Origin of the sequence: Streptomyces typhae (assembly GCF_009755605.1) — a bacterium.
In the GTDB taxonomy this organism is placed as follows: domain Bacteria; phylum Actinomycetota; class Actinomycetes; order Streptomycetales; family Streptomycetaceae; genus Streptomyces; species Streptomyces typhae.
Window position 1 is genome coordinate 674,669 of the sequence record NZ_WPNZ01000001.1, and the last position, 20,532, is coordinate 695,200.

Below are 20,532 nucleotides of genomic sequence, written 5' to 3' on the forward strand. Positions count from 1 at the left end.
TCGGCCTAGCCGAAGACGTACTTGATGAGGTTGCTGAAGCCGTAGTCAATCACGGTCACGAGACCGATCATGATGACGACGAAGATGATCACGACCGTGGTGTACGTCGTGAGCTGGCTGCGCGTCGGCCAGACGACCTTGCGGAGTTCGGCGACGATCTGCCGGTAGAAGAGCGCCAGCCGGCCGAACGGGCCCTTCTTGCCGCGCTTGCCGCCCTTGCGCGCCTTCTTCTTGTCCGGCGCCTCGTCCTGGGCATCAGGCATGTCGATGGAGCCCACGGCGTCCGTCACTCGTCTCACCTGATTCCGGGTCGTGGCCGTGCCGCGCCCGGTTGAGCCGCACGGCGGTGCATTGCAGTACGTACATGCGCACACATCCTGGCGAAGGTGTGTGTAGCAGGGCCGGAGGGACTTGAACCCCCAACCGCTGGTTTTGGAGACCAGTGCTCTACCAATTGAGCTACGACCCTTTGATTTCCCCCAACCTACAGCATCCGACCATGTGCACCGAGTGCGTTTGGAAGGAGCGGCCGTTGAGGGCCAACGACGAGTGAGTGTACGTGGTCCTGGCCGCCCCGTCGAACAGGATGGGGCCCGAGATGATCAATGCTCGGTCCCGCGGTCCTGCAAACCCGTGTGCCGGGGGCGTTCGGGGTCTGGAACGATGGGCGCATGAGCGCTGTCACTCCTCCTACCGAGCGCCGGGTCTCCGCCCGAGTCGGCGCGATCTCCGAGTCCGCGACCCTCGCCGTCGACGCCAAGGCCAAGGCCCTCAAGGCCGCCGGGCGCCCGGTGATCGGTTTCGGCGCGGGCGAGCCGGACTTCCCGACCCCGGACTACATCGTCGAGGCCGCCGTCGAGGCCTGCAAGAACCCGAGGTTCCACCGCTACACGCCCGCGGGCGGCCTGCCCGAGCTGAAGGCCGCGATCGCCGCGAAGACGCTGCGCGACTCCGGGTACGAGCCCGAGGTCTCCGAGATCCTGGTGACCAACGGCGGCAAGCAGGCGATCTACGAGGCCTTCGCCGCGATCCTCGACCCGGGCGACGAGGTCGTCGTCCCGGCGCCGTACTGGACGACGTACCCCGAGTCGATCCGCCTCGCCGGCGGTGTCCCGGTCGAGGTCGTCGCCGACGAGACCACCGGCTACCGCGTCTCCGTGGAGCAGCTGGAGGCCGCGCGCACGGAGAAGACCAAGGTCGTCCTCTTCGTGTCGCCGTCGAACCCGACCGGCGCCGTCTACAGCCGCGAGGACGCGGAGGCCATCGGCCGCTGGGCCCTGGAGCACGGCCTGTGGGTCATGACGGACGAGATCTACGAACACCTCGTCTACGGAGACGCAGCCACGCGCGGCGGCGCAGATCGACACAGCACGTCCCTGCCCGCCCTGCTGCCCGAGCTGCGGGACAAGTGCGTCGTGGTCAACGGCGTCGCCAAGACGTACGCCATGACCGGCTGGCGGGTCGGGTGGATCATCGGCCCGAAGGACGTGGTGAAGGCGGCGACCAACCTCCAGTCGCACGCCACGTCGAACGTCTCCAACGTCGCCCAGGCCGCCGCCCTCGCCGCCGTCTCCGGCGACCTGACGGCCGTCGACGCGATGCGTGAGGCCTTCGACCGGCGCCGTCGCACGATCGTGCGGATGCTGAACGAGATCGACGGCGTCCTGTGCCCGGAGCCCGAGGGCGCGTTCTACGCCTACCCCTCGGTGAAGGCCCTCGTCGGCAAGGAGATCCGCGGCAAGCGCCCCCAGAACACCGTCGAGCTCGCCGCGCTCATCCTGGAGGAGGCCGAGGTCGCGGTGGTACCGGGCGAGGCCTTCGGCACCCCCGGCTACCTGCGGCTCTCGTACGCGCTCGGCGACGAGGACCTGGTCGAGGGCGTCTCGCGCATCCAGAAGCTGCTCGCCGAGGCCCGCGACTGACGTCGCCCCTGCGGGACCCGATCACGCGGACGGGGCAGTGACTCAGGTGAGTCACTGCCCCGTCCGCCTGTTCGGAGAAGCATCCCTTGGGGAGAAGCGGCTACCGGGACACCCCACCCATGCGGCAAGATCCTGGAATGGAGCGTGTACGAGACGTAAGAGAGCTGCCGAAGGCCCATCTGCACCTGCACTTCACCGGGTCGATGCGGCCCTCGACGCTGCTTGAGCTCGCCGACAAGCACGGCGTCCACCTGCCGGAGGCGCTGACGGGCGGCACGCCGCCGAAGCTGCGCGCCACCGACGAGCGGGGCTGGTTCCGCTTCCAGCGGCTCTACGACATGGCACGGTCCTGTCTGCGGGATCCCGAGGACATCCAGCGCCTGGTGCGGGAAGCGGCCGAGGAGGACATCAGGGACGGCTCGGGGTGGCTGGAGATCCAGGTCGACCCGACGTCGTACGCGCCCCGGCTCGGGGGCCTCATCCCGGCCCTGGAGATCATCCTGGACGCCGTGGAGACCGCCTCGCGGGAGACCGGCCTCGGGATGCGCGTCCTGGTCGCCGCGAACCGCATGAAGCACCCCCTGGACGCGCGCACGCTGGCCAGGCTCGCGGTGCGCTACGCCGACCGCGGCGTCGTCGGCTTCGGGCTCTCCAACGACGAACGGCGGGGCATGGCGCGGGACTTCGACCGTGCCTTCGCCATCGCCAGGGAGGGCGGCCTGCTCGCGGCCCCGCACGGCGGGGAGCTGACCGGGCCCGCCTCGGTGCGGGACTGCCTGGACGACTTGCACGCGCGGCGCATCGGCCACGGCGTGCGGGCGGCCGAGGACCCGCGGCTGCTCAGGCAGCTCGCGGAGCGCGGCGTGACGTGCGAGGTGTGCCCGGCGTCCAACGTGGCGCTCGGGGTCTACGAGAAGCCCGAGGACGTGCCCCTGCGGACGCTGTACGACGCCGGGGTGCCGATGGCGCTCGGCGCCGACGACCCGCTGCTCTTCGGTTCGCGCCTGGCCGCGCAGTACGAGATCGCGCGGCACGACCACGGCTTCGACGACACGGAGCTCGCGGAGCTGGCACGGCAGTCGGTACGGGCTTCGGCGGCGCCCGCGAACGTGCGGGAGAAGCTGCTCGCGGACGTGGACCGGTGGCTGGCCGGGCCGCCTACAGGCTGACGCCCACCGTCACCGGCTCGTTGACCAGCGTGACCCCGAAGGCCTCCCGCACGCCTGCGACGACCTCGCGGGCCAGGGCGAGCAGGTCCTCGGTGGTCGCGCCGCCGCGGTTGGTCAGGGCCAGCGTGTGCTTGCTGGAGATGCGGGCCGGGCCCTGGCCGTAGCCCTTGGTGAAGCCCGCCTTGTCGATGAGCCAGGCCGCGGAGGTCTTCACACGGCCGTCGCCCGCGGGGAACGCGGGCGGGGCGGCGTCCGGGCCGAGCCGCTCCGCCACGCGCGCGTGGAAGGCGGTGAACTCCTCGGCGGTGAGGATCGGGTTGGTGAAGAACGAACCCGCCGACCAGCTGTCGTGGTCCTCGGGGTCGAGCACCATGCCCTTGCCCGCACGCAGCTTCAGGACGGTCTCCCTGGCCGCGGCGGCGGGCACCCGCTCACCGGCCTCGACGCCGAGCGTCCGCGCTGTCTCCGGGTACGCGATCGGGGCGCTCATACCGCTCGCGTCCTCAAGGCGGAACCGCACCCGCAGCACCACGAACCGCTCGGGATCGGCCTTGAAACGACTGTGCCGGTACGAGAAGTCGCACTCGGCGTTCGGAATCGTGACCGTCTCTCCGGCCTTCCGGTCGTACGCGATCACCTCGGTGATCGTCGAGGAGACCTCCTGGCCGTACGCGCCCACGTTCTGGATGGGCGTGGCGCCCGCGGAGCCGGGGATACCGGCCAGGCACTCGATGCCCGCGAGCCCCGCTTCGACGGTCCTCGCCACGGCCTCCGTCCACACCTCACCGGCCGCCAGTTCGAGCTCCGCGCCGTCGAGCACGAAGCCGGTGGTGGCGATGCGCAGCGCGGTGCCGTCGAAGCCCTTGTCGCCGATGACCAGGTTCGATCCACCGCCGATGATCAGCAGCGGGGTCCCGGAGTCGTCGGCCTCGCGGACAGCGGCGATCACCTCGGCGTCGCTGGTCGCGGTGATCAGCCGGGCCGCGGGCCCACCGAGCCGGAAGGTGGTGAGCGGGGCGAGGGGGGCGTCGTGTAGTACGTGCACGCCTCCCAGGGTATGCGGGGCCTCTGGTGGGGTGTACGGACACCCCACCGGCGGAACATCCCCGCCCACCCGCCCCCAGTAGGGACAGATGGGCGGGGAGAACCGCCGGGTTGATCAAGCCCGTCCGGCGATCGAGGACGAGCGCGCAGCGCGATCGACCCGCACCGACGCCAGGCCGCAGCCGTCCAGCGCCAGGCCTCAGCCATCAGGCGGCAACAGTCACCCGCTCCTTCTCGGGGGCACCGGCACCCCCGGAGCCCCCTGCCCCACCCCGGGGCAACAGCGCGGCGGAAACGGCCGCAAGGCCGACGACCCCCGCCCCCACCCACAGCGCGGGCTCCAGTCCGTCCACATACGCGGTGGCGCCCTCGTAGCCGCCCCGCGCGGTGAAGACCGCCGTCAGGACGGCGATACCGAGCGCCCCGCCCACCTCGCGCAAGGCGTTGTTCGCGCCGGAGGCGATGCCCTGCTCGGCGGGCCGGACGCTGGCCATGACGAGGCTGGCGGCGGGCGCGAAGTACAGGGCCATGCCGATCCCGCTGAGGATCAGGGCGGGGAGTTGGGCGGCGTACGACACGTCGGGCGTGAGGACGACCGCGAACCAGCCGAGCCCGACGGCCTGGAGCGCGAGCCCCACGGTGACGACCGGACGGCCGCCGACGCGGTCGGAGAGGTAGCCGGCGATCGGTGCCACGAGCATCGGCATCCCGGTCCACGGGAGCATGCGCAGCCCCGCCTCGGTCGGCGAGTAGCCGAGCACCCGCTGGAGGAACTGGCTGAGCAGGAAGATCGCGCCGAACATTCCGACGAACATCAGCAGACTGGCCGCGTTGATCGAGGAGAAGGCCCGGTTCCGGAAGAGCCGCATCGGGAGCATCGCGTTCTGGCTGCGCATGCCGTGGCGCACGAAGCCGACGAGCAGGGCGCCGCCCCCGATCAGACCGGTGAGGACGGGAGCGCTGGTCCAACCGTCGAAGTTTCCGCGGATCAGTCCGTAGACGATGCCGAACAGGCCGCCGCTGGCGAGGAGCGTGCCGGTGATGTCGAGCCGCGCACCTGTGCCGTACGACTCGGCGAGGCGCATCCGGGCGAGCGGCAGCAGGGCGAGGCCCAGCGGGACGTTCAGCCAGAAGATCCACTGCCAGGAGATGTGTTCGGTGAGCGCTCCCCCGATGAGCGGCCCGCTGGCGACGGCGAGGCCGTTGACGGCGCCCCAGATCCCGTACGCCATCCCGCGCTTGTCGGCCGGTACGGCGGCGGTGAGCAGGGTCAGGGTGAGCGGCATCATGATCGCGGCGCCGACGCCCTGGACCGCGCGGGCGGCGATCAGCTCCGCCACACCGGGCGCGAGGGCCGCGGCGGCGGACGAGGCGGTGAAGATCGCGAGGCCGACGCCGAAGAGCTTGCGCCGCCCGAACCTGTCCCCCAGGGCCGCGCCGAACATCAGCAGGACGGCGAAGGTGAGGGTGTAGGCGTTCACCGTCCATTCCAGCTCTTCCAGGCCACCGCCCAGATCCTCGCTGATGGAGGGCAGTGCGGTGGTGACGACCAGGTTGTCGAGGGCCGCCATGAAACCGGCGACACTCGTGATCACGAGGGCCCAGACGACTCCCCCGCGCTGTGCTGTTCGTTGTGACATCGATCCCCCATAAACCGGCTGACACGCACTGCGCACCAGCTGTCAGGTTAGTAATTGATGACTAACTTTTGTGGGCATGCCGAACTCACTGCCCACGACTCCATCGAGCCCAACCACGGCAACAGCCCCGGCCGCAGTCGCGCCGGGCGTGCCCGGCACCCCCGGACGCCCGTCCGCACTCACGACGGCGCGCAGCCCTCCGGGGGCTGTGCCGACAAGTACATCCCCTGCCAGACGCGGTGTTCGGCGGGGAACCCCATGGCCGACAGCACATTGACGAGCATGCCGAACGCCATGAAGGTCGTCGTCTCCTTCAGGTCGGCCCCGAGCGGCAGGTGCGCCGCTTCCCAGATCTCCATCCATCCGGCGCGCACCATGTCGCCGAACTCACTGTCCCCGGCGGCCTCGGCGGCCGCCACGGCCACGTACGTCTGGAGCTGCATCTGCAGCTTGTCCGGGTCGTCCGCGATGAGCTGCGAGTACGCGGAAGCCATGGCGTGCAGGGCCTCCTCGCCCGTAAGTCCTTCGCTCGCCTTCTCGAAGACCTTGCGGGTGTCCTCCAGGCAGCGCGCCGACGCCGCCAGGAAGATCGCCTTCTTGCTGGGGAAGAGCCGGAAGAGATAGGGCTGTGAGACTCCGACGCGCTTGGCGATCGCCTCGGTCGACGTCCCGTGGTACCCCCCGCGGGCGAACTCGCTCATCGCCGCGCGGATGACGCTCTCACGCCTCTCCTCTGCGCTCATCCTGACCATGCGGCTAAGTTAGTGCCCAATCACTAACTAAGTCAAGGCTGCGGACTGGGACCGAACAGTGCTGCTGACTGGGACCGAACAGTAAGGGGCGTCCGCCATGGCGGACGCCCCTTACCTACCGGATGACTTGCTGCCGGTGTGCGGAACCCTCAGGCGAGACGAACGACGGCCCGGGACATGCCGAGCACCTTCTGGTCGTCGCTCTTCGCGAGGAGGTCCACGCGGACCTGGTTGTCGTCGAGCTTCGCCGCGACCTTGGCGCTGACCTCGATCGTCGCGCCCTTGTCGTCGTTGGGGACGACGACCGGCTTGGTGAAGCGCACGCCGTACTCGACGACGGCGCCGGGGTCACCCGCCCAGTCCGTGACCACGCGGATGGCCTCGGCCATGGTGAACATGCCGTGCGCGATGACGTCGGGCAGGCCGACCTCGAGGGCGAACTTCTCGTTCCAGTGGATCGGGTTGAAGTCGCCGGAGGCGCCCGCGTACTGCACCAGGGTCGCGCGCGTCACGGGGAAGGACTGGGCCGGCAGTTCGGTGCCGACCTCGATGTCGTCGTATGCGATCTTCGCCGTCATCGTCTCAGGCCCCCTCTGCCGCGGTGTCGGACGTCTTGGCCGCGGGCTCGTCGGCCGGCTTGGCCGCGGACTCGTCGGCCGGCTTGGCCGTGGTGCCCGCGGCGCGTGCGACGAGCTTGGTCCAGGCGGTCACGACGTGCTCGCCGGCGGCGTCGTGGACGTCGCCGCGGATGTCCAGGATGTCGTTGCCCGCCATGGACTTGATGTTCTCGATGGTGGACGTCACCGTGAGCCGGTCGCCCGCGTGGACGGGGCGCGTGTAGGCGAACTTCTGGTCGCCGTGCACGACGCGGCTGTAGTCGAGACCCAGCTGGGGGTCGGAGATGACCTCACCCGCGGCCCGATAGGTGATCGCGAACACAAAGGTCGGCGGGGCGAGCACATCGGGGTGACCGAGAGCCTTGGCGGCCTCCGGGTCGGTGTACGCGGGATTGGCGTCGCCCACCGCGACCGCGAACTCGCGGATCTTCTCGCGGCCGACCTCGTAGGGGTCGGTGGGCGGGTAGGACCGCCCCACGAAGGACTGGTCGAGCGCCATGGCTCAGCACCTCCTGGCAGCTGGGTGGACAGAATCGACAGGAACAGCAGGAACAACCGGGTCGACAGGGTCGACAGGAACAACAGGGTCGACGAGGTCGACAGGGTGGGAAAACGACGCGAGGCCGCCCCCGAGTGAACGGGGACGGCCTCGTGTACGAGCCTTTTATCGCGTTTCGCGGTGCGCGGTGTGCGAGTTGCAGCGCGGGCAGTGCTTCTTCATCTCAAGACGGTCCGGGTTGTTACGCCGGTTCTTCTTGGTGATGTAGTTCCGCTCCTTGCACTCCACGCAGGCCAGCGTGATCTTCGGGCGGACGTCGGTGGCAGCCACGTGAGTGCTCCTTGACGGACGGATGGACGGATGAACGCATAAAAGAGTAGCCGATCGGAGGACCGACCCCACAATCGGCTACTGAGGGTAGCGGTGACCGGACTTGAACCGGTGACACAGCGATTATGAGCCGCTTGCTCTACCGACTGAGCTACACCGCTGCGATGCACTTCCGCTCCTCGCCCGGAGGCGAGGAACCTGGCACATCAGAGCCCCAATGCGGAATCGAACCGCAGACCTTCTCCTTACCATGGAGACGCTCTACCGACTGAGCTATTGGGGCGAGCGATGAAGACATTACACGGTTGCCCGCCGTTCGCCCAAATCCGTTTCGACCGGGGCCTCCGCGGGGAACGTGCGGGCCCGGATCGGGCCGTCTCACCCGCCTCACCAGCGATCATCCGGCACTCGCACCACACCGGTACGACTATTGCGTTCCTCCGCGAAGCGGGCCTGCCGCCGTCCTAGGCTCGACCCACGCTGCGTGATCTTGCCCGTCCCGCCCCCGAGCCACAGGAGCGCGATGCCCGACAGCCGGCCGGAGCAGCCCCCGCCCGAACCGCCCGAACCGCCGGACTCCCCCGAGGCGGGTTCGCTGCTGCTCTGCGGGGCACGCCTCACGGACGGCAGGACCGTGGACGTACGGCTCGGCGACGGCAGGATCGAGGCGGTCGGCACGGCGGGCAGCCTCAGCACCCGGGCCGCGCGCGTGGACCTGAGCGGCTACCTCCTGCTGCCGGCCGCCGCGGAGCCGCACGCGCACAGCGACACGGCGCTGACCGCGCTCTCCGAAGGCCCGGTCCCGTACGACGCCACGGTCGTGCAGCGGCGCGCCACCGAGGCCGCGCTGCTTCAGCTCGGGCACGGCGCGACGGCGCTGCGCTCGCATGTGCGGATCGGTGACGTACAGGGCCTCGACCCGCTGCAGGCGGTGCTCCAGGCGCGGCGTTCGCTGCGGGGGCTCGTGGATCTGTCCGTGGTGGCGGTGCCGCGGCTGCTGACCGGCGTCGCGGGCGCGGACGGTCTGGCGATGCTGCGGGACGCGCTGAGGATGGGTGCCTCCGTGGTGGGCGGCTGCCCCGATCTGGACCCCGATCCGACGGGGTACGTGGAGACGGCGCTCGACCTGGCCGCGGAGCACGGCTGCGCGGTGGATCTGCATACGGACGGCGGGGATCCGGCCCGCGTCGCACGGCTCGCCGCGATGGCGGGCGGGCTGCGGCGGGTGGCGATCGGGCCGTGCGGCGGGCTCGCGCGGCTGCCGGCGGACGTGGCCGCGCGGACGGCGGAGCGCCTCGCGGCGGCCGCCGTGACGGTGGTGTGCCTGCCGCAGGGCGGCTGCGGGTGCGCGGAGGGCCGGGACACGGCGCCGGTGCGGCTGCTGCACGGGGCCGGGGTGCGGCTCGCGGCGGGCAGCGGGGCGCTGCGGGACATGGCGAACCCGGTCGGCCGGGGCGACCCGCTGGAGGCGGCGTACCTGCTGGCGTCCCGGCACGGGCTGCGCCCCGAGGAGGCGTACGCGGCGGTCAGCGCGGCGGCGCGGGCGGCGCTCGGCCTGCCGGAGGTCAGGGTGGAGGCGGGCTTCCCCGCCGAACTCCTCGCGGTACGCGGCGACACGCTCGCCGGTGCCCTGTCCCTGGCGTACAGCCGGATCGTCGTGCACCGGGGGCGCGTGGTGGCGCGGACGAGCGCGGTGCGGGAGTACTGCGACTCCGCGGCGGCGGTGGCGCTCGATCTGCCGCGGCAGGGGGTGCTGCGGCGGCAGCCCGGGAAGGGGGCTTGAGGCGGCCGCGGGGGCGCGGGCGCCTTCCCGTCGCGGGCCGTGCATGCCTTGCGGCTGCGGGACCGCGATGTTGCCCCCCCCGGATGCGGGACGGCGACATGTCTCCCGGCTACCGGGCCTCGGTACGTCCCACTGCTGGCCGGACCGCGGTACGTCTCCCCCCTCCCGGACGGCGGTACGTCTCCCCCCTCCCGGACCGCGATACGTCTCCCGGCTGCCGGTGCTTGCTGCATGTGGCCTGGTACGGGGCGTTCCGGCCGCGATCACGCGCGGGCTGCCGTACGGTCGGGAGCATGCGCATTGTCATCGCTGGAGGTCATGGTCAGATCGCGCTGCGGCTGGAGCGTCTGCTCGCCGCGCGCGGTGAGGAAGCCGCCGGGACCATCCGTAACTCCGCGCACGAGGCCGATCTGCGGGACGCGGGCGCCGAACCGGTGCTGTGCGACCTCGAGTCGGCGTCCGTGGACGAGGTGGCCCGGCATCTGGAGGGCGCCCACGCGGTCGTGTTCGCCGCGGGGGCGGGTCCCGGCAGCGGGGTGGACCGCAAGAACACCGTGGACCGGGACGCGGCGATCCTGCTCGCGGACGCCGCGGAGCGCGCCGGGGTCCGCCGGTACGTCATGGTGTCGTCGATGGGCTCGGACCCGGACCACCCCGGCGACGAGGTCTTCGACGCCTATCTGCGGGCCAAGGGCGAGGCCGACGCGTCCGTACGCGGGCGGGCGGCCCTGGACTGGACGATCCTGCGCCCCGGCATGCTGACGGACGACGCGGGCACGGGCCTCGTACGCCTGGAGGCCTCGACCGGTCGCGGCCCGATCCCGCGCGACGACGTGGCGGCGGTGCTCGCCGAGCTCCTGGAGACGCCGGCGACGGCGGGCCTGACGCTGGAGCTGGTCAGCGGGTCGACGCCGGTGTCGGTGGCGGTGAAGTCGGTGGCGGGGAACTGAGGCGGGCCGCGGCGGGCCCTCCGCCCTTCGGGGGGATGCCCCTCAGGACCGGATGCCCACGGGTATCGGAGGCCTCCGGACCAGATACCCCTCTGTGTCGGACAGGGTCAGAACAGGGGCAGTTGTCCCGGGAACTCCGGCACCACGTACCCGGCGAGGGTGGGCTGGACGCCGGTGAGCTGGGCGTGCTGACGGGACCCGGGGCATGAGACGAGGTCGCCCGCGCCGCGGGGGCCGGGCGGGTCGTGCCGGGCGAACCGCCCGCCGACGACCGCGATTTCACGACGGCACATGGGGCAGTGCCTGCGACGCGCTGAACTGGACGACATGAGCCCAGTGTGCCCGTCTCAGCGCACCGGGAAGCCGAAGGAGTACCCCTGCTGCTTGAGCCGGGGGAGGATGGTGCGCAGGGCCTCGACGGTCTGGGTGCGGTCGCCGCCCGCGTCGTGGAAGAGGAGCGTGGGCCCGTTGGGCAGTTCCCGCTCGACGGTGGCGACGATGGCGGCCGTACCCGGAAGCTCGAAGTCCTTGGTGTCCACGTTCCAGCCGAGCGGGCGCATGCCGCGGGAGGCGGCGAGGTCGCGGCTGTAGGGCGTGAAGGCGCCGCCGGGCGCCCGGTAGTACATGGGCCGTACGCCCCCGGAAGCCTTGGTGATCATGCGTTCGGCGTCGAGTATCTGCTGGGACTGGTAGGCCTGGGTGTCCTTGTCCATGGCGGTGTTGTGCGACACCGAGTGGTCGCACAGGCGGTGCCCTTCCGCGACGACCTTCTTCACGATGTCCGGGTGGGCCTGGGCCTGCGTTCCCACCATGCAGAACGTGGCCTTGACCTCGTACTGCCGCAGCAGGTCGAGCATTTGGGGGGTCCACTTGGGGTCGGGGCCGTCGTCGATGGTGATGTTGACGCCGCGCTTCCCCTTGTCCGAGGCGTGCGCGATGGTCGTCGAGACCCGCTTGCCGTTGTTGCCCGGCTTGGCCGGGGCGGTGGCCTCGGGCGGGGAGTCGTCCGCGTCGCCGGCCTGCGCGGTCCACACCGAGGCGCCGGTGGCGAGCATCATCACCCCGAGCGCCGCCCCGATGACCTTGCCGTACCAGACTCGCCCGCCACCGTGCCGTGCCATGTCCGCCCCTCTCGCCCAGTCCCTCGCCCAACCCCGGTCGCGTCACGACCAACCGGCAGGACGAGGCATACGGGCGCCGGGATCCGCCCGTTACAGATCACGGACAATTCCGGGTGCGTTCGGGGACAACTCCTCGCGAACGGTGTCTGGAAGCACACTGGTTGGCCTGTTCTCGCCACTCCTGGCGGCCTTCGGCCTACTGCGCCGCCTCCAACTGCGTACTGGGCGTCGGGCCGACGCCGACGTCCGCGACGTCCGAGGCCAGGAGCCAGCCCCCGCGGGCGCCCCGGATGAACTTCATCGTGTGCGGCAAGGAGAACTCCTCGTACTCCGGGGCTCCTTCAGCTACCTCAGCCGCGGTGAAGGGGTGGTGGAGCCGGGTGTCCTCGGTGACGCGGAGCGTCGCCGTGTCGCCGTCCACGGACGAGTCGACGACGCTGACGTCCACGACGGCCTTGGTGTAGCCACCGTCCAGGTCTTCGTACGCCTCGCCCTTGGTCACCAGCTTGGTGAAGTCGTCCTGGGCGCGGTCCGCCATGGAGGGGGTGGCCGCGGCGAGGGACGACCTCCTGAGGGATTTCAGGGGAGGATGCTCCGCGGTCACCATGCTGGCCCGGGTCTGCAAATGGTTCTGCGCCATCCGCGCCAAAGCGTCGACCTCGCTCACGGAGAGTGCCGCAGAAGAAGGCACGCCGTGCCGGTCAGCCGCCGACGCCGCCAACCCGCCGGACAGCGCCACCACGGCGACGACAGCGGCTGTCCACCTCTTGCGTGCGCGCCTCATGCATCCCCCCGGAAGCCCTTGAGCACGACTCGACCCACCCCTGGTTCACTGCCGTGATGCGACCGTCGCAGCGTGAGACAAGTCACCCTGTTTCGATTCTGCCCGAAAGGCTGCCCCCGGAGCGGCCCGATATACGCAAAAACCGGAGCGGCCTGATATACGCAAAAACCCTCTCCGAACCTACGTGATCGCAGGTCGGAGAGGGTTTCTCTCAGCGTGGCGGCGCCAGGATTCGAACCTGGGAAGGCTGAGCCGGCAGATTTACAGTCTGCTCCCTTTGGCCGCTCGGGCACACCGCCGGGTTTGCTGCCTCGCTCCGCTTGCGCGGCGCTCCGTGGCAACGACGTAAACGATACCTGATGACCGGGGGTGCTTCGCCACCCGATTGACCCGCACCTCGCGCGGGGGCAGTGGCTAGGCTTTGCGGATGCGGTCGGCGACTGAAGGCCGTGTACCCGCTGTGTACGCAGACACCGATACAAGGAGCCACAGGACATGGCCGACTCCAGTTTCGACATCGTCTCGAAGGTCGAGCGGCAGGAGGTCGACAACGCCCTCAACCAGACGGGCAAGGAGATCTCGCAGCGCTACGACTTCAAGAACGTCGGCGCCTCGATCTCCTGGTCGGGCGAGAAGATCTTGATGGAGGCGAACTCGGAGGACCGGGTCAAGGCGATCCTCGATGTCTTCCAGTCCAAGCTGATCAAGCGGGGCATCTCGCTGAAGGCCCTGGACGCGGGCGAGCCCCAGCTGTCGGGCAAGGAGTACAAGATCTTCGCCTCCATCGAGGAGGGCATCTCCCAGGAGAACGCGAAGAAGGTCGCGAAGATCATCCGCGATGAGGGCCCCAAGGGCGTCAAGGCGCAGGTGCAGGGCGACGAGCTGCGCGTCAGCTCCAAGAGCCGCGACGACCTTCAGGCCGTACAGGCGCTCCTGAAGGGCCAGGACTTCGACTTCGCCCTGCAGTTCGTGAACTACCGGTAGGGGTTCGGCAAACCATGACGGAGGGCGGGCACCCTGCTCGGGTGCCCGCCCTTGCTGCTGGCCGCAGTCTGTGGTGGCGTCGCCGTCAGCGGCGCGAGTGGCCGAAGAGGATGCGGTACGCGACCAGCAGGACCAGGGAGCCTCCGATGGCCGCCAGCCACGTCGCGCCGTCGAAGAAGTGGTCGGCTATCGGGCGGTCGAGGAAGCGCGCGGAGATCCAGCCGCCGATGAACGCGCCGGCGATGCCGATCAGCGTCGTCCCGATGAATCCGCCGGGGTCGCGGCCCGGGAGCAGGATCTTGGCGGTGGCACCGGCGAGCAGTCCGAGAACGATCCAGCTGATGATGCCCATGTGACCTGCCTTTTCATGCCGTTGCGTGCCTCTGAAGGCCGTTTCGTGCTGTTCGGCGTCTGGTCCGCGGCTGAGCTGCCGCCGCATGTGACGCCCGTACGCGTTCTGTTGTGCGTGGGGCTCTTCTGCCCCCGTTTTCCCCTGTGACTCTTCGTACCTTTTCGTGTGCTGTTGTCCTGGAGGACGACGTGCGGGGAGCGGGCGGTTCCCCGGCGTCAGTAGGGTGCGGCGCATGACACAGCAGGCGGGGGCCGAGAAAGCTGCCGGTGCGGTCGGGTTGCGGCGGACGCTCGGGGTCTTCGACGCGGTGGTGATCGGGCTCGGCGCGATGGTCGGCGCCGGGGTCTTCGCCGTGCTCGGGCCCGCCGCGGAAGCCGCCGGTCCGGGGCTGCTGCTCGGGCTCGGCATCGCCGCCGTCGTCGCGTACTGCAACGCCCTGGCGTCGGCCCGCCTCGCGGCGCGCTATCCGGCGTCCGGCGGGACGTACGTGTACGGGCGGGAGCGGCTCGGCGAGTTCTGGGGGTACCTGGCCGGGTGGGCGTTCGTCGTCGGCAAGACGGCCTCGTGCGCGGCCATGGCGCTGACCGTGGGCACATACGTGTGGCCGGAGCATGCGCACGCCGTCGCCGTGGCTGCCGTCCTGGGGCTCACTGCCGTGAACTACGTAGGCGTGCAGAAGTCCCTCTGGCTGACGCGGGGCATCGTGGCCGTGGTGCTCGTGGTTCTGGCGGGGGTCGTCGCTGTCTGCGCGGGGGCCGTCTGGTCGGGGGCCGCGGGGGCCGACGGCGGGCTCTTCGGTGCGGGGCCGTCGGACGGCGGCCCCGGCGGGGTGCTCCAGGCCGCGGGGCTGCTCTTCTTCGCTTTCGCGGGGTACGCGCGCGTGGCGACGCTGGGCGAGGAGGTACGGGATCCGGCGCGCACCATTCCGCGGGCGATCCTGGTGGCGCTCGGCATCGCCCTGTGCGTGTACGTGGCGGTGGCGGTGGCGGCGCTCTCGGTGCTCGGCGCGGACGGCCTGGCGAAGGCCTCGGCTCCGCTGGCGGACGCGGTGCGGGCTGCCGGGGTGCCGGGCCTCGTGCCCGTGGTGCGGGTGGGCGCGGCGGTGGCGGCGCTCGGTTCGCTGCTCGCGCTGATCCTGGGGGTGTCACGGACGACGCTGGCGATGGCGCGGGACCGTCGTCTGCCGGGCGGGCTGGCCGCCGTGCACCCGCGGTTCCGCGTGCCGCACCGTGCGGAGCTCACCGTGGGCGCGGTGGTCGCCGTGCTCGCGGCGACGGCCGACGTGCGGGGCGCGATCGGGTTCTCGTCGTTCGGCGTCCTCGTGTACTACGCCGTCGCCAACGCTTCGGCGTGGACGCTCAGTTCCGCACCCCTCGCGCGCGTGGCCCCCGTCGTGGGCCTCGTCGGCTGTGTGACGCTGGCTTTCGCCCTGCCCGGGGCCTCGGTGGTGGCGGGCGGGGCGGTGCTGGTGGCGGGCGTCGCCGTGTACGGGGTACGGAATGTGTACGAGGGGCGGGGGAGGGCTGCGGGGCGCCGCCCTCCCCCGGACTGAGCGTGCGGGCGCGGCTTGGGCGTGCGGGCGCGGCCTCAACGTGCAGGCACGGCTTCATCGCGCGGGCGCGGCTTCATCGCGCGGGCGCGGCCTCATCGTGCAGGCGCGGCCTCATCGCGCGGGCACGGCCTCAACATGCAGGCACATGGACGTGCGGGGCGGTCCACCGGCCTCGCGGCGGAGCGGTCTACCAGTTCCGCCCGCCCCCGGCGGGCCCCTGCGGCGGCTGCTGCCCGTACGGAGCGGGCCCGCCCGCCGCGGGCGCGGGGCCGCCGATCGGGCCGACCGCCGTGAACGGCTGGTCCGTGGGGACGATTTCGCGGCCCAGTGGCAGCAACGAGATGGGGATCATCTTGAAGTTGGCCAGGCCGAGCGGGATGCCGATGATCGTGAGGCACAGCAGCAGGCCGGTGAAGACGTGGGCGAGGGCCAGCCACCAGCCCGCGAGGATCACCCACAGGACGTTGCCGATCAGCGACGCGGCGCCCGCGTCACGGCGCTCGACGGCCATGCGGCCGAAGGGCCACAGCGCGAACAGGCCGATGCGGAACGCGGCGAGGCCGAACGGGATGCCGATGATCGTGACGCACAGCAGCACCCCGGCGAACAGGTAGAAGAGACACAGCCACAGGCCGCTGAGGATGAGCCAGATGATGTTCAGAACTGTCTTCACTGCTGGCGACCTGCCATCTGCTCGAGCCGGGCGATGCGCTCCGCCATCGGCGGGTGGGTTGAGAACATCTTCGACATACCCTGACCCGGCCGGAAGGGATTCGCAATCATCATGTGACTCGCCGTCTCCAGGCGTGGCTCGGGAGGCAGCGGCAACTGCTTGGTACCGGCGTCCAGTTTGCGCAGGGCGCTGGCGAGGGCCAGCGGGTCTCCGGTGAGCTGCGCGCCGGAGGCGTCGGCCTCGTACTCCCTGGAACGGCTGATGGCGAGCTGGATGATGGAGGCGGCGAGCGGGCCGAGCAGCATGATCAACAGCATGCCGAAGATGCCGGGCCCGTCGTTGTCGTTGGAGCGGCCGACCGGGATCAGCCAGGCGAAGTTGACCAGAAACATGATGACGGAGGCGAGCGCGCCGGCGACCGAGGAGATGAGGATGTCCCGGTTGTAGACGTGACTGAGCTCGTGGCCGATGACTCCGCGCAGTTCGCGCGGGGTGAGGATGCGCAGGATGCCGTCGGTGCAGCAGACCGCGGCGTTGCGTGGGTTGCGGCCGGTCGCGAAGGCGTTCGGGGCCTCGGTCGGCGAGATGTAGAGGCGGGGCATGGGCTGGCGGGCCTGCGTGGAGAGCTCGCGCACCATGCGGTAGAGCTCGGGGGCCTCGAATTCGCTGACCGGGCGGGCCCGCATGGCGCGCAGGGCCAGCTTGTCGCTGTTCCAGTACGCGTACGCGTTGGTGCCCAGTGCGACGACTAGCGCGATGAGCAGGCCCGTACGCCCGAAGAAACTGCCGATGACGAGGATGAGTGCCGACAGTCCCCCGAGGAGTACGGCGGTTTTCAGCCCGTTGGTCCGGCGGTGCACGGTACGCCCTCCTGGTGGTGCGCGGGGGAACCCTCTGCTTGCTGGTGCTTCCACTGTTCAGTGGACCCTCCCTCACTGGTCAACGCCAGGCGGAGGGAGCTAGTTCCCTTGTGCTTCCAGGAGTGGTGTGGGCCGCCCGGGTGACGGCCCCGCCGGACGGCGTGCGCCGCGTCAGCGCACGCCCTGCTCCGCGAACTGCAGCACCAGCTGCGGTGCCCCGGAGAGCGCGACACCGAGGACGGCCGTCACGGCGATCGCCGCGGTGATCGGGGCCGGGATGCGGTGCCGTACGGGTTCGCCCTCGGGCGCGCGGAAGAGGAGCGCCGTCCACTGGAGGTAGTAGTAGAGGGCGACCACCACGTTCACCGCCATGACGACGGCGAGCCAGCCCAGGCCCGCGTCGACCGCCGCCGAGAAGACGGTGACCTTCGCGAACAGGCCGATGATGCCCGGGGGCAGCCCGGCGAGGCAGAGCAGGAAGAAGGCGAGGACCAGGGCCGACAGCGGGCTCCGCGCGTACAGGCCGCGGTAGTCGCTGACGCGGTTCAGCGCCTTGGTGCGGCCCACCAGGGCGGCCACGGCGAACGCTCCGAGGTTCACTGCGGCGTACATCAGGGCGTACGCGACGGTGGCGCCGGTGCTCTCCAGGACGTCGGTGTTCCGGTCGGCGTACCCGGCAGCCCCGATCGGCACCAGGAGGTAGCCCGCCTGCCCGACCGAGGACCAGGCGAGCAGCCGGACCGCGCTGTACGCGCGCGTGGACCGCTGGCGCAGGGCGGCCACGTTGCCCGCTGTCATCGTGAGCGCGGCGAGCGCGGCGAGCGCGGGGCCCCAGACGTCCGCGTACTCCGGGAAGGCGACGACGGTGACGAGGATCAGCCCGGTGAAGCCGACCGCCTTGCCGACGACCGAGAGGTACGCGGCCACGGGCAGGGGCGCGCCTACGTAGGTGTCGGGCACCCAGAAGTGGAACGGGACGGCGGCCACCTTGAAGGCGAAACCGACGAGGGTGAGGACCACTCCCGTCCGTGCCAGGGTGTCCAGCTGCCCGCCGACGTCGCCGAGCTTCGCGCCGAGTTCGGTGAGGTGCATGGTGCCGGTCGCCGCGTACACGAAGCTGACGCCGAGGAGGGTCACGGCGGTCGCCGTCACCGACGAGAGGAAGAACTTCAGGGCCGCCTCGGAGGAGCGCTTGTCGCCGTGCTTCAGGCCGACCAGCGCGAAGGCGGGCAGGGAGGCGACCTCCAGGGCGACGACGAGGGTCGCGAGGTCCCGGGAGGCGGGCAGCAGGGCGGCGCCCGCGGCCGAGGAGAGCAGCAGGAACCAGTACTCCCCTTCGGGGAGTCCCTTGTCGGTGCTCCGGGCGTCCTTGAGGGTGGTCATCGACAGCAGGGCGGTGAGCAGCGCGCCGCCGATGACGAGGAGCTGGATGACGAGGGTGAACTCGTCGACGGTGTAGCTGCACGCGGTTTCGCCGGGGCCGCTGAGGCAGAACGTCGAACGCGGCTCGCGGTCCGAGTCGGTCAGCGGCAGCAGGAAGAGCCCCGCCGCGGCCAGGCCCGCCAGCGAGAACCAGCCGAGCAGGTGCTTGTTGCGCTCGCCCAGGAACAGGTCGGCGACGAGGACGGCGAGACCGACCACTGCCACGATCGTCGGCGGCGCGACCGCGGCCCAGTCGACGGACTGGATGAGGCTCGCGGTGGATTCGGCGGCGGTCACGACTTGCCTCCTGCGAGGAGCTGCTGGACGGCCGGGTCGGTGAGGCCGAGGAGGGCCGCGGGCCACAGGCCGGCGAGGACGGTGAGGGCGACGAGCGGCGCCCAGGCGGCGAGCTCGTATCCGTGGACGTCGGCAAGGCGGGGTGCGGGCTCGGCTCCGGGCGCCGCCTTCACGCCTCCCGGCGCACGCACGGCTGCGGGCGCCGCCTCCGCTCCGCCGGGCGCCGCACTCGCGCCCCCGGACACCGCAGCCGCGGCCCCCGACACCGCACTCGCCGCTCCGGACGCGGGACCCGCACTCCCGGGCGCGGGCCCCATGCAGACCCGGCGTACGACGATGAGCATGTACGCGGCCGTCAGCAGGGTGCCGAACGCGGCGATCGCCATGAACGTGAGGAACGCGGGGCGGCTGAGGCCGTCGGCGGGCTTGAACGCGCCGAACAGCGCGAGCATCTCGCCCCAGAACCCGGCGAGCCCCGGCAGGCCGAGCGAGGCGACGGCGCCGAAGGCGAGCAGGCCGCCGAGGCGCGGGGCCCTGCCGTAGAGGGCGGCGCCGGACTGGAAGGAGTCCGGCGCGGCGGAGCCGCTCGTTGCGGGGCGGTGGCCGGGTGACGGGAGGGACAGGGCGTCGAGGTCGCTGGTGCCCGTGCGGTCCTTGAGCGCGCCGACGAGGAAGAACAGCAGGCCGGTGATGAGACCGTGGGCGATGTTGGCGAACAGTGCGCCGTTCACGCCGGTCGGGCTCATCGTGGAGATGCCGAGCAGCACGAAACCCATGTGGCCCACGGACGAGTACGCGATGAGGCGCTTGAGGTCGCCCTTCGCGCCTGGCCTGGCGAGGGCGAGGCAGGCGAGGGACCCGTAGACGATCCCGACGACGGCGAACGCGGCGAGGTAGGGCGCGAAGGTCTCCATGCCGTCCGGCGCGATCGGCAGCAGAATCCGGACGAAACCGTACGTACCCATCTTCAGCAGGACACCGGCAAGGAGGACCGAGCCGACGGTCGGAGCGGCGGTGTGGGCGTCCGGCAGCCAGCTGTGCAGCGGCCACATCGGCGTCTTCACCGCGAGCCCGATCCCGATCGCCAGAACCGCGATGACCTGCACGGATGTACTCAGTCCAGAGCCGTTGTCAGTGGCGAGTGCCACCATGTCGAATGTGCCGGCCCGCAGCCCGATGAGCAGCAGGCCGAGCAGCATGACGACGGAGCCGAGGAGCGTGTAGAGGATGAACTTCCAAGCCGCCTGCGTGCGTTCGGCCCCGCCCCAGCGCGCGATGAGGAAGTACATCGGGATGAGCACCATCTCGAACGCCAGGAAGAACAGCAGCAGATCGAGGACGGCGAAGGTCGCGAGGGTGCCGGATTCCAGGACGAGGATCAGCGCGACGAATGCCTTGGGGGAAGGCCCCGCCGGCATCTTGAAGTAGGAGTACAGCGCGCAGAGGAAGGTCAGCAGCGCGGTCAGGACCAGCAGGGGGAGGGAGATGCCGTCGATGCCGAGGTGGATGCGCACGTCGAGTGCGGGGATCCAGCTGATGTCGGTCGTGGCCTGCATCTTCGACGGATGGTCGTGGTCGAAGCCGAGCGCGAGGACGATCGCGGCGACGAGGACGGCCCCGGTCACGGTCACGCCGTGGCGGAGCACGGCCTGCTCGGGGGACTTCCCCTTCAGCCCGGGGGGAGCCGGCAGGAGAGCGGCCACGGCGCCGACGAGCGGACCGACGACGATCAACGCGAGAAGGAACTGCATCACTGACTCACTGATATCGATCACGGCTGC

The 20,532-nt window shown here is 70.9% G+C and carries 20 protein-coding genes, 4 tRNA genes and 1 pseudogene; 6 read left to right on the forward strand and 19 right to left on the reverse strand.

Annotated elements, in window-relative coordinates; translation table 11 throughout:
- Positions 1–5: 5 nt before the first annotated feature.
- Positions 6–290 carry a preprotein translocase subunit SecE gene (gene secE, locus GPA10_RS02960; RefSeq protein ID WP_058848097.1) on the reverse strand — a complete coding sequence of 95 codons (285 nt, stop codon included), beginning with the start codon at positions 288–290 and terminating at the stop codon, positions 6–8.
- A gap of 106 nt (positions 291–396) precedes the next feature.
- Positions 397–469, reverse strand: a tRNA-Trp gene (locus GPA10_RS02965).
- A 202-nt stretch (positions 470–671) separates the two neighbouring features.
- On the opposite strand from GPA10_RS02965, the gene GPA10_RS02970 reads away from it, so the two are divergent.
- Together GPA10_RS02970 and GPA10_RS02975 are read left to right on the forward strand one after the other, a co-directional pair.
- Complete coding sequence (locus GPA10_RS02970) at positions 672–1,922, forward strand: pyridoxal phosphate-dependent aminotransferase (protein ID WP_157164019.1); 1,251 nt, start codon at positions 672–674, stop codon at positions 1,920–1,922.
- Positions 1,923–2,059: 137 nt separating this feature from the next.
- On the forward strand, positions 2,060–3,091 hold the full coding sequence (locus GPA10_RS02975) for an adenosine deaminase (protein WP_058848095.1): 1,032 nt from the start codon (positions 2,060–2,062) through the stop codon (positions 3,089–3,091).
- Here GPA10_RS02975 and GPA10_RS02980 read toward each other — a convergent pair.
- From GPA10_RS02980 to GPA10_RS03015, 8 genes are all read right to left on the reverse strand, one after another.
- A complete protein-coding gene (locus GPA10_RS02980) occupies positions 3,081–4,184 on the reverse strand; it encodes a UDP-N-acetylmuramate dehydrogenase (protein ID WP_425505649.1) in 1,104 nt (367 codons plus the stop codon). The two genes, GPA10_RS02975 and GPA10_RS02980, sit on opposite strands and share 11 nt — an antisense overlap.
- A 157-nt stretch (positions 4,185–4,341) precedes the next feature.
- Positions 4,342–5,775 (reverse strand): DHA2 family efflux MFS transporter permease subunit, encoded by a 1,434-nt coding sequence (locus GPA10_RS02985; protein ID WP_157164020.1) that lies wholly within the window; start codon positions 5,773–5,775, stop codon positions 4,342–4,344.
- 179 nt (positions 5,776–5,954) lie between these two features.
- Positions 5,955–6,527, reverse strand: coding sequence for a TetR/AcrR family transcriptional regulator (locus tag GPA10_RS02990; RefSeq protein WP_157164021.1), 573 nt, complete (start codon positions 6,525–6,527; stop codon positions 5,955–5,957).
- A 149-nt stretch (positions 6,528–6,676) separates the two neighbouring features.
- On the reverse strand, positions 6,677–7,105 hold the full coding sequence (locus GPA10_RS02995; RefSeq protein WP_157164022.1) for a MaoC family dehydratase: 429 nt from the start codon (positions 7,103–7,105) through the stop codon (positions 6,677–6,679).
- Between the two features lie 4 nt (positions 7,106–7,109).
- Complete coding sequence (locus GPA10_RS03000; protein WP_157164023.1) at positions 7,110–7,643, reverse strand: MaoC family dehydratase N-terminal domain-containing protein; 534 nt, start codon at positions 7,641–7,643, stop codon at positions 7,110–7,112.
- 165 nt (positions 7,644–7,808) lie between these two features.
- Entirely contained in the window at positions 7,809–7,973 is a 165-nt protein-coding gene (gene rpmG / locus GPA10_RS03005; RefSeq protein ID WP_003956487.1) for a 50S ribosomal protein L33, read from the reverse strand.
- An 88-nt stretch (positions 7,974–8,061) separates the two neighbouring features.
- Positions 8,062–8,134, reverse strand: a tRNA-Met gene (locus tag GPA10_RS03010).
- Between the two features lie 49 nt (positions 8,135–8,183).
- Positions 8,184–8,256, reverse strand: a tRNA-Thr gene (locus GPA10_RS03015).
- Between the two features lie 240 nt (positions 8,257–8,496).
- On the opposite strand from GPA10_RS03015, the gene GPA10_RS03020 reads away from it, so the two are divergent.
- A complete protein-coding gene (locus GPA10_RS03020) occupies positions 8,497–9,756 on the forward strand; it encodes an amidohydrolase family protein (protein ID WP_157164024.1) in 1,260 nt (419 codons plus the stop codon).
- Between the two features lie 293 nt (positions 9,757–10,049).
- Positions 10,050–10,706 carry an SDR family oxidoreductase gene (locus tag GPA10_RS03025; RefSeq protein ID WP_157164025.1) on the forward strand — a complete coding sequence of 219 codons (657 nt, stop codon included), beginning with the start codon at positions 10,050–10,052 and terminating at the stop codon, positions 10,704–10,706.
- Positions 10,707–10,813: 107 nt separating this feature from the next.
- Here GPA10_RS03025 and GPA10_RS03030 read toward each other — a convergent pair whose 3' ends face one another.
- The 4 genes from GPA10_RS03030 to GPA10_RS03045 form a co-directional block, all read right to left on the reverse strand.
- Positions 10,814–11,035 (reverse strand): hypothetical protein, encoded by a 222-nt coding sequence (locus GPA10_RS03030; protein WP_079086360.1) that lies wholly within the window; start codon positions 11,033–11,035, stop codon positions 10,814–10,816.
- Between the two features lie 18 nt (positions 11,036–11,053).
- Positions 11,054–11,827, reverse strand: a complete 774-nt coding sequence (locus tag GPA10_RS03035; protein WP_157164026.1) for a polysaccharide deacetylase family protein — start codon at positions 11,825–11,827, stop codon at positions 11,054–11,056.
- Between the two features lie 196 nt (positions 11,828–12,023).
- Positions 12,024–12,611 carry a hypothetical protein gene (locus GPA10_RS03040; RefSeq protein ID WP_157164027.1) on the reverse strand — a complete coding sequence of 196 codons (588 nt, stop codon included), beginning with the start codon at positions 12,609–12,611 and terminating at the stop codon, positions 12,024–12,026.
- Between the two features lie 217 nt (positions 12,612–12,828).
- Positions 12,829–12,910, reverse strand: a tRNA-Tyr gene (locus tag GPA10_RS03045).
- A 196-nt stretch (positions 12,911–13,106) separates the two neighbouring features.
- Here GPA10_RS03045 and GPA10_RS03050 point away from each other — a divergent pair.
- Entirely contained in the window at positions 13,107–13,595 is a 489-nt protein-coding gene (locus GPA10_RS03050) for a YajQ family cyclic di-GMP-binding protein (protein WP_058848085.1), read from the forward strand.
- Between the two features lie 85 nt (positions 13,596–13,680).
- Here the strand turns inward: GPA10_RS03050 and GPA10_RS03055 are convergent, their stop codons facing one another.
- Positions 13,681–13,947: a GlsB/YeaQ/YmgE family stress response membrane protein gene (locus GPA10_RS03055; RefSeq protein WP_058848084.1), complete on the reverse strand. Its 267-nt coding sequence runs from the start codon at positions 13,945–13,947 to the stop codon at positions 13,681–13,683.
- A 232-nt stretch (positions 13,948–14,179) separates the two neighbouring features.
- On the opposite strand from GPA10_RS03055, the gene GPA10_RS03060 reads away from it, so the two are divergent.
- Positions 14,180–15,499 carry an APC family permease gene (locus GPA10_RS03060; RefSeq protein ID WP_157164028.1) on the forward strand — a complete coding sequence of 440 codons (1,320 nt, stop codon included), beginning with the start codon at positions 14,180–14,182 and terminating at the stop codon, positions 15,497–15,499.
- A gap of 292 nt (positions 15,500–15,791) precedes the next feature.
- On the opposite strand, the pseudogene GPA10_RS03065 reads toward GPA10_RS03060, so the two are convergent.
- From GPA10_RS03065 to GPA10_RS03080, 4 genes and pseudogenes are all read right to left on the reverse strand, one after another.
- Positions 15,792–16,172 (reverse strand): annotated as a pseudogene (locus GPA10_RS03065) (YccF domain-containing protein); the annotation flags it as partial.
- Positions 16,169–17,032, reverse strand: a complete 864-nt coding sequence (htpX, locus tag GPA10_RS03070) for a zinc metalloprotease HtpX (RefSeq protein ID WP_058848082.1) — start codon at positions 17,030–17,032, stop codon at positions 16,169–16,171. The gene htpX and the pseudogene GPA10_RS03065, both read right to left, overlap by 4 nt.
- A gap of 171 nt (positions 17,033–17,203) precedes the next feature.
- Positions 17,204–18,751, reverse strand: coding sequence for an NADH-quinone oxidoreductase subunit N (locus GPA10_RS03075; protein WP_343040229.1), 1,548 nt, complete (start codon positions 18,749–18,751; stop codon positions 17,204–17,206).
- Positions 18,748–20,526: a complex I subunit 4 family protein gene (locus GPA10_RS03080; protein ID WP_343040231.1), complete on the reverse strand. Its 1,779-nt coding sequence runs from the start codon at positions 20,524–20,526 to the stop codon at positions 18,748–18,750. Before GPA10_RS03080 ends, GPA10_RS03075 begins: the two co-directional genes overlap by 4 nt.
- Between the last annotated feature and the right edge of the window lie 6 nt (positions 20,527–20,532).

Excerpts from the sequence above, each read along its gene's own strand:
- GPA10_RS02970 (WP_157164019.1), top strand. The coding sequence starts at position 672 with ATGAGCGCTGTCACTCCTCCTACCGAGCGCCGGGTCTCCGCCCGAGTC.
- GPA10_RS02975 (WP_058848095.1), top strand. The coding sequence starts at position 2,060 with ATGGAGCGTGTACGAGACGTAAGAGAGCTGCCGAAGGCCCATCTGCAC.
- GPA10_RS02985 (WP_157164020.1), bottom strand. The coding sequence starts at position 5,775 with ATGTCACAACGAACAGCACAGCGCGGGGGAGTCGTCTGGGCCCTCGTG.
- GPA10_RS02990 (WP_157164021.1), bottom strand. The coding sequence starts at position 6,527 with ATGGTCAGGATGAGCGCAGAGGAGAGGCGTGAGAGCGTCATCCGCGCG.
- GPA10_RS02995 (WP_157164022.1), bottom strand. The coding sequence starts at position 7,105 with ATGACGGCGAAGATCGCATACGACGACATCGAGGTCGGCACCGAACTG.
- GPA10_RS03000 (WP_157164023.1), bottom strand. The coding sequence starts at position 7,643 with ATGGCGCTCGACCAGTCCTTCGTGGGGCGGTCCTACCCGCCCACCGAC.
- GPA10_RS03020 (WP_157164024.1), top strand. The coding sequence starts at position 8,497 with ATGCCCGACAGCCGGCCGGAGCAGCCCCCGCCCGAACCGCCCGAACCG.
- GPA10_RS03025 (WP_157164025.1), top strand. The coding sequence starts at position 10,050 with ATGCGCATTGTCATCGCTGGAGGTCATGGTCAGATCGCGCTGCGGCTG.
- GPA10_RS03030 (WP_079086360.1), bottom strand. The coding sequence starts at position 11,035 with ATGTCGTCCAGTTCAGCGCGTCGCAGGCACTGCCCCATGTGCCGTCGT.
- GPA10_RS03035 (WP_157164026.1), bottom strand. The coding sequence starts at position 11,827 with ATGGCACGGCACGGTGGCGGGCGAGTCTGGTACGGCAAGGTCATCGGG.
- GPA10_RS03040 (WP_157164027.1), bottom strand. The coding sequence starts at position 12,611 with ATGAGGCGCGCACGCAAGAGGTGGACAGCCGCTGTCGTCGCCGTGGTG.
- GPA10_RS03050 (WP_058848085.1), top strand. The coding sequence starts at position 13,107 with ATGGCCGACTCCAGTTTCGACATCGTCTCGAAGGTCGAGCGGCAGGAG.
- GPA10_RS03055 (WP_058848084.1), bottom strand. The coding sequence starts at position 13,947 with ATGGGCATCATCAGCTGGATCGTTCTCGGACTGCTCGCCGGTGCCACC.
- GPA10_RS03060 (WP_157164028.1), top strand. The coding sequence starts at position 14,180 with ATGACACAGCAGGCGGGGGCCGAGAAAGCTGCCGGTGCGGTCGGGTTG.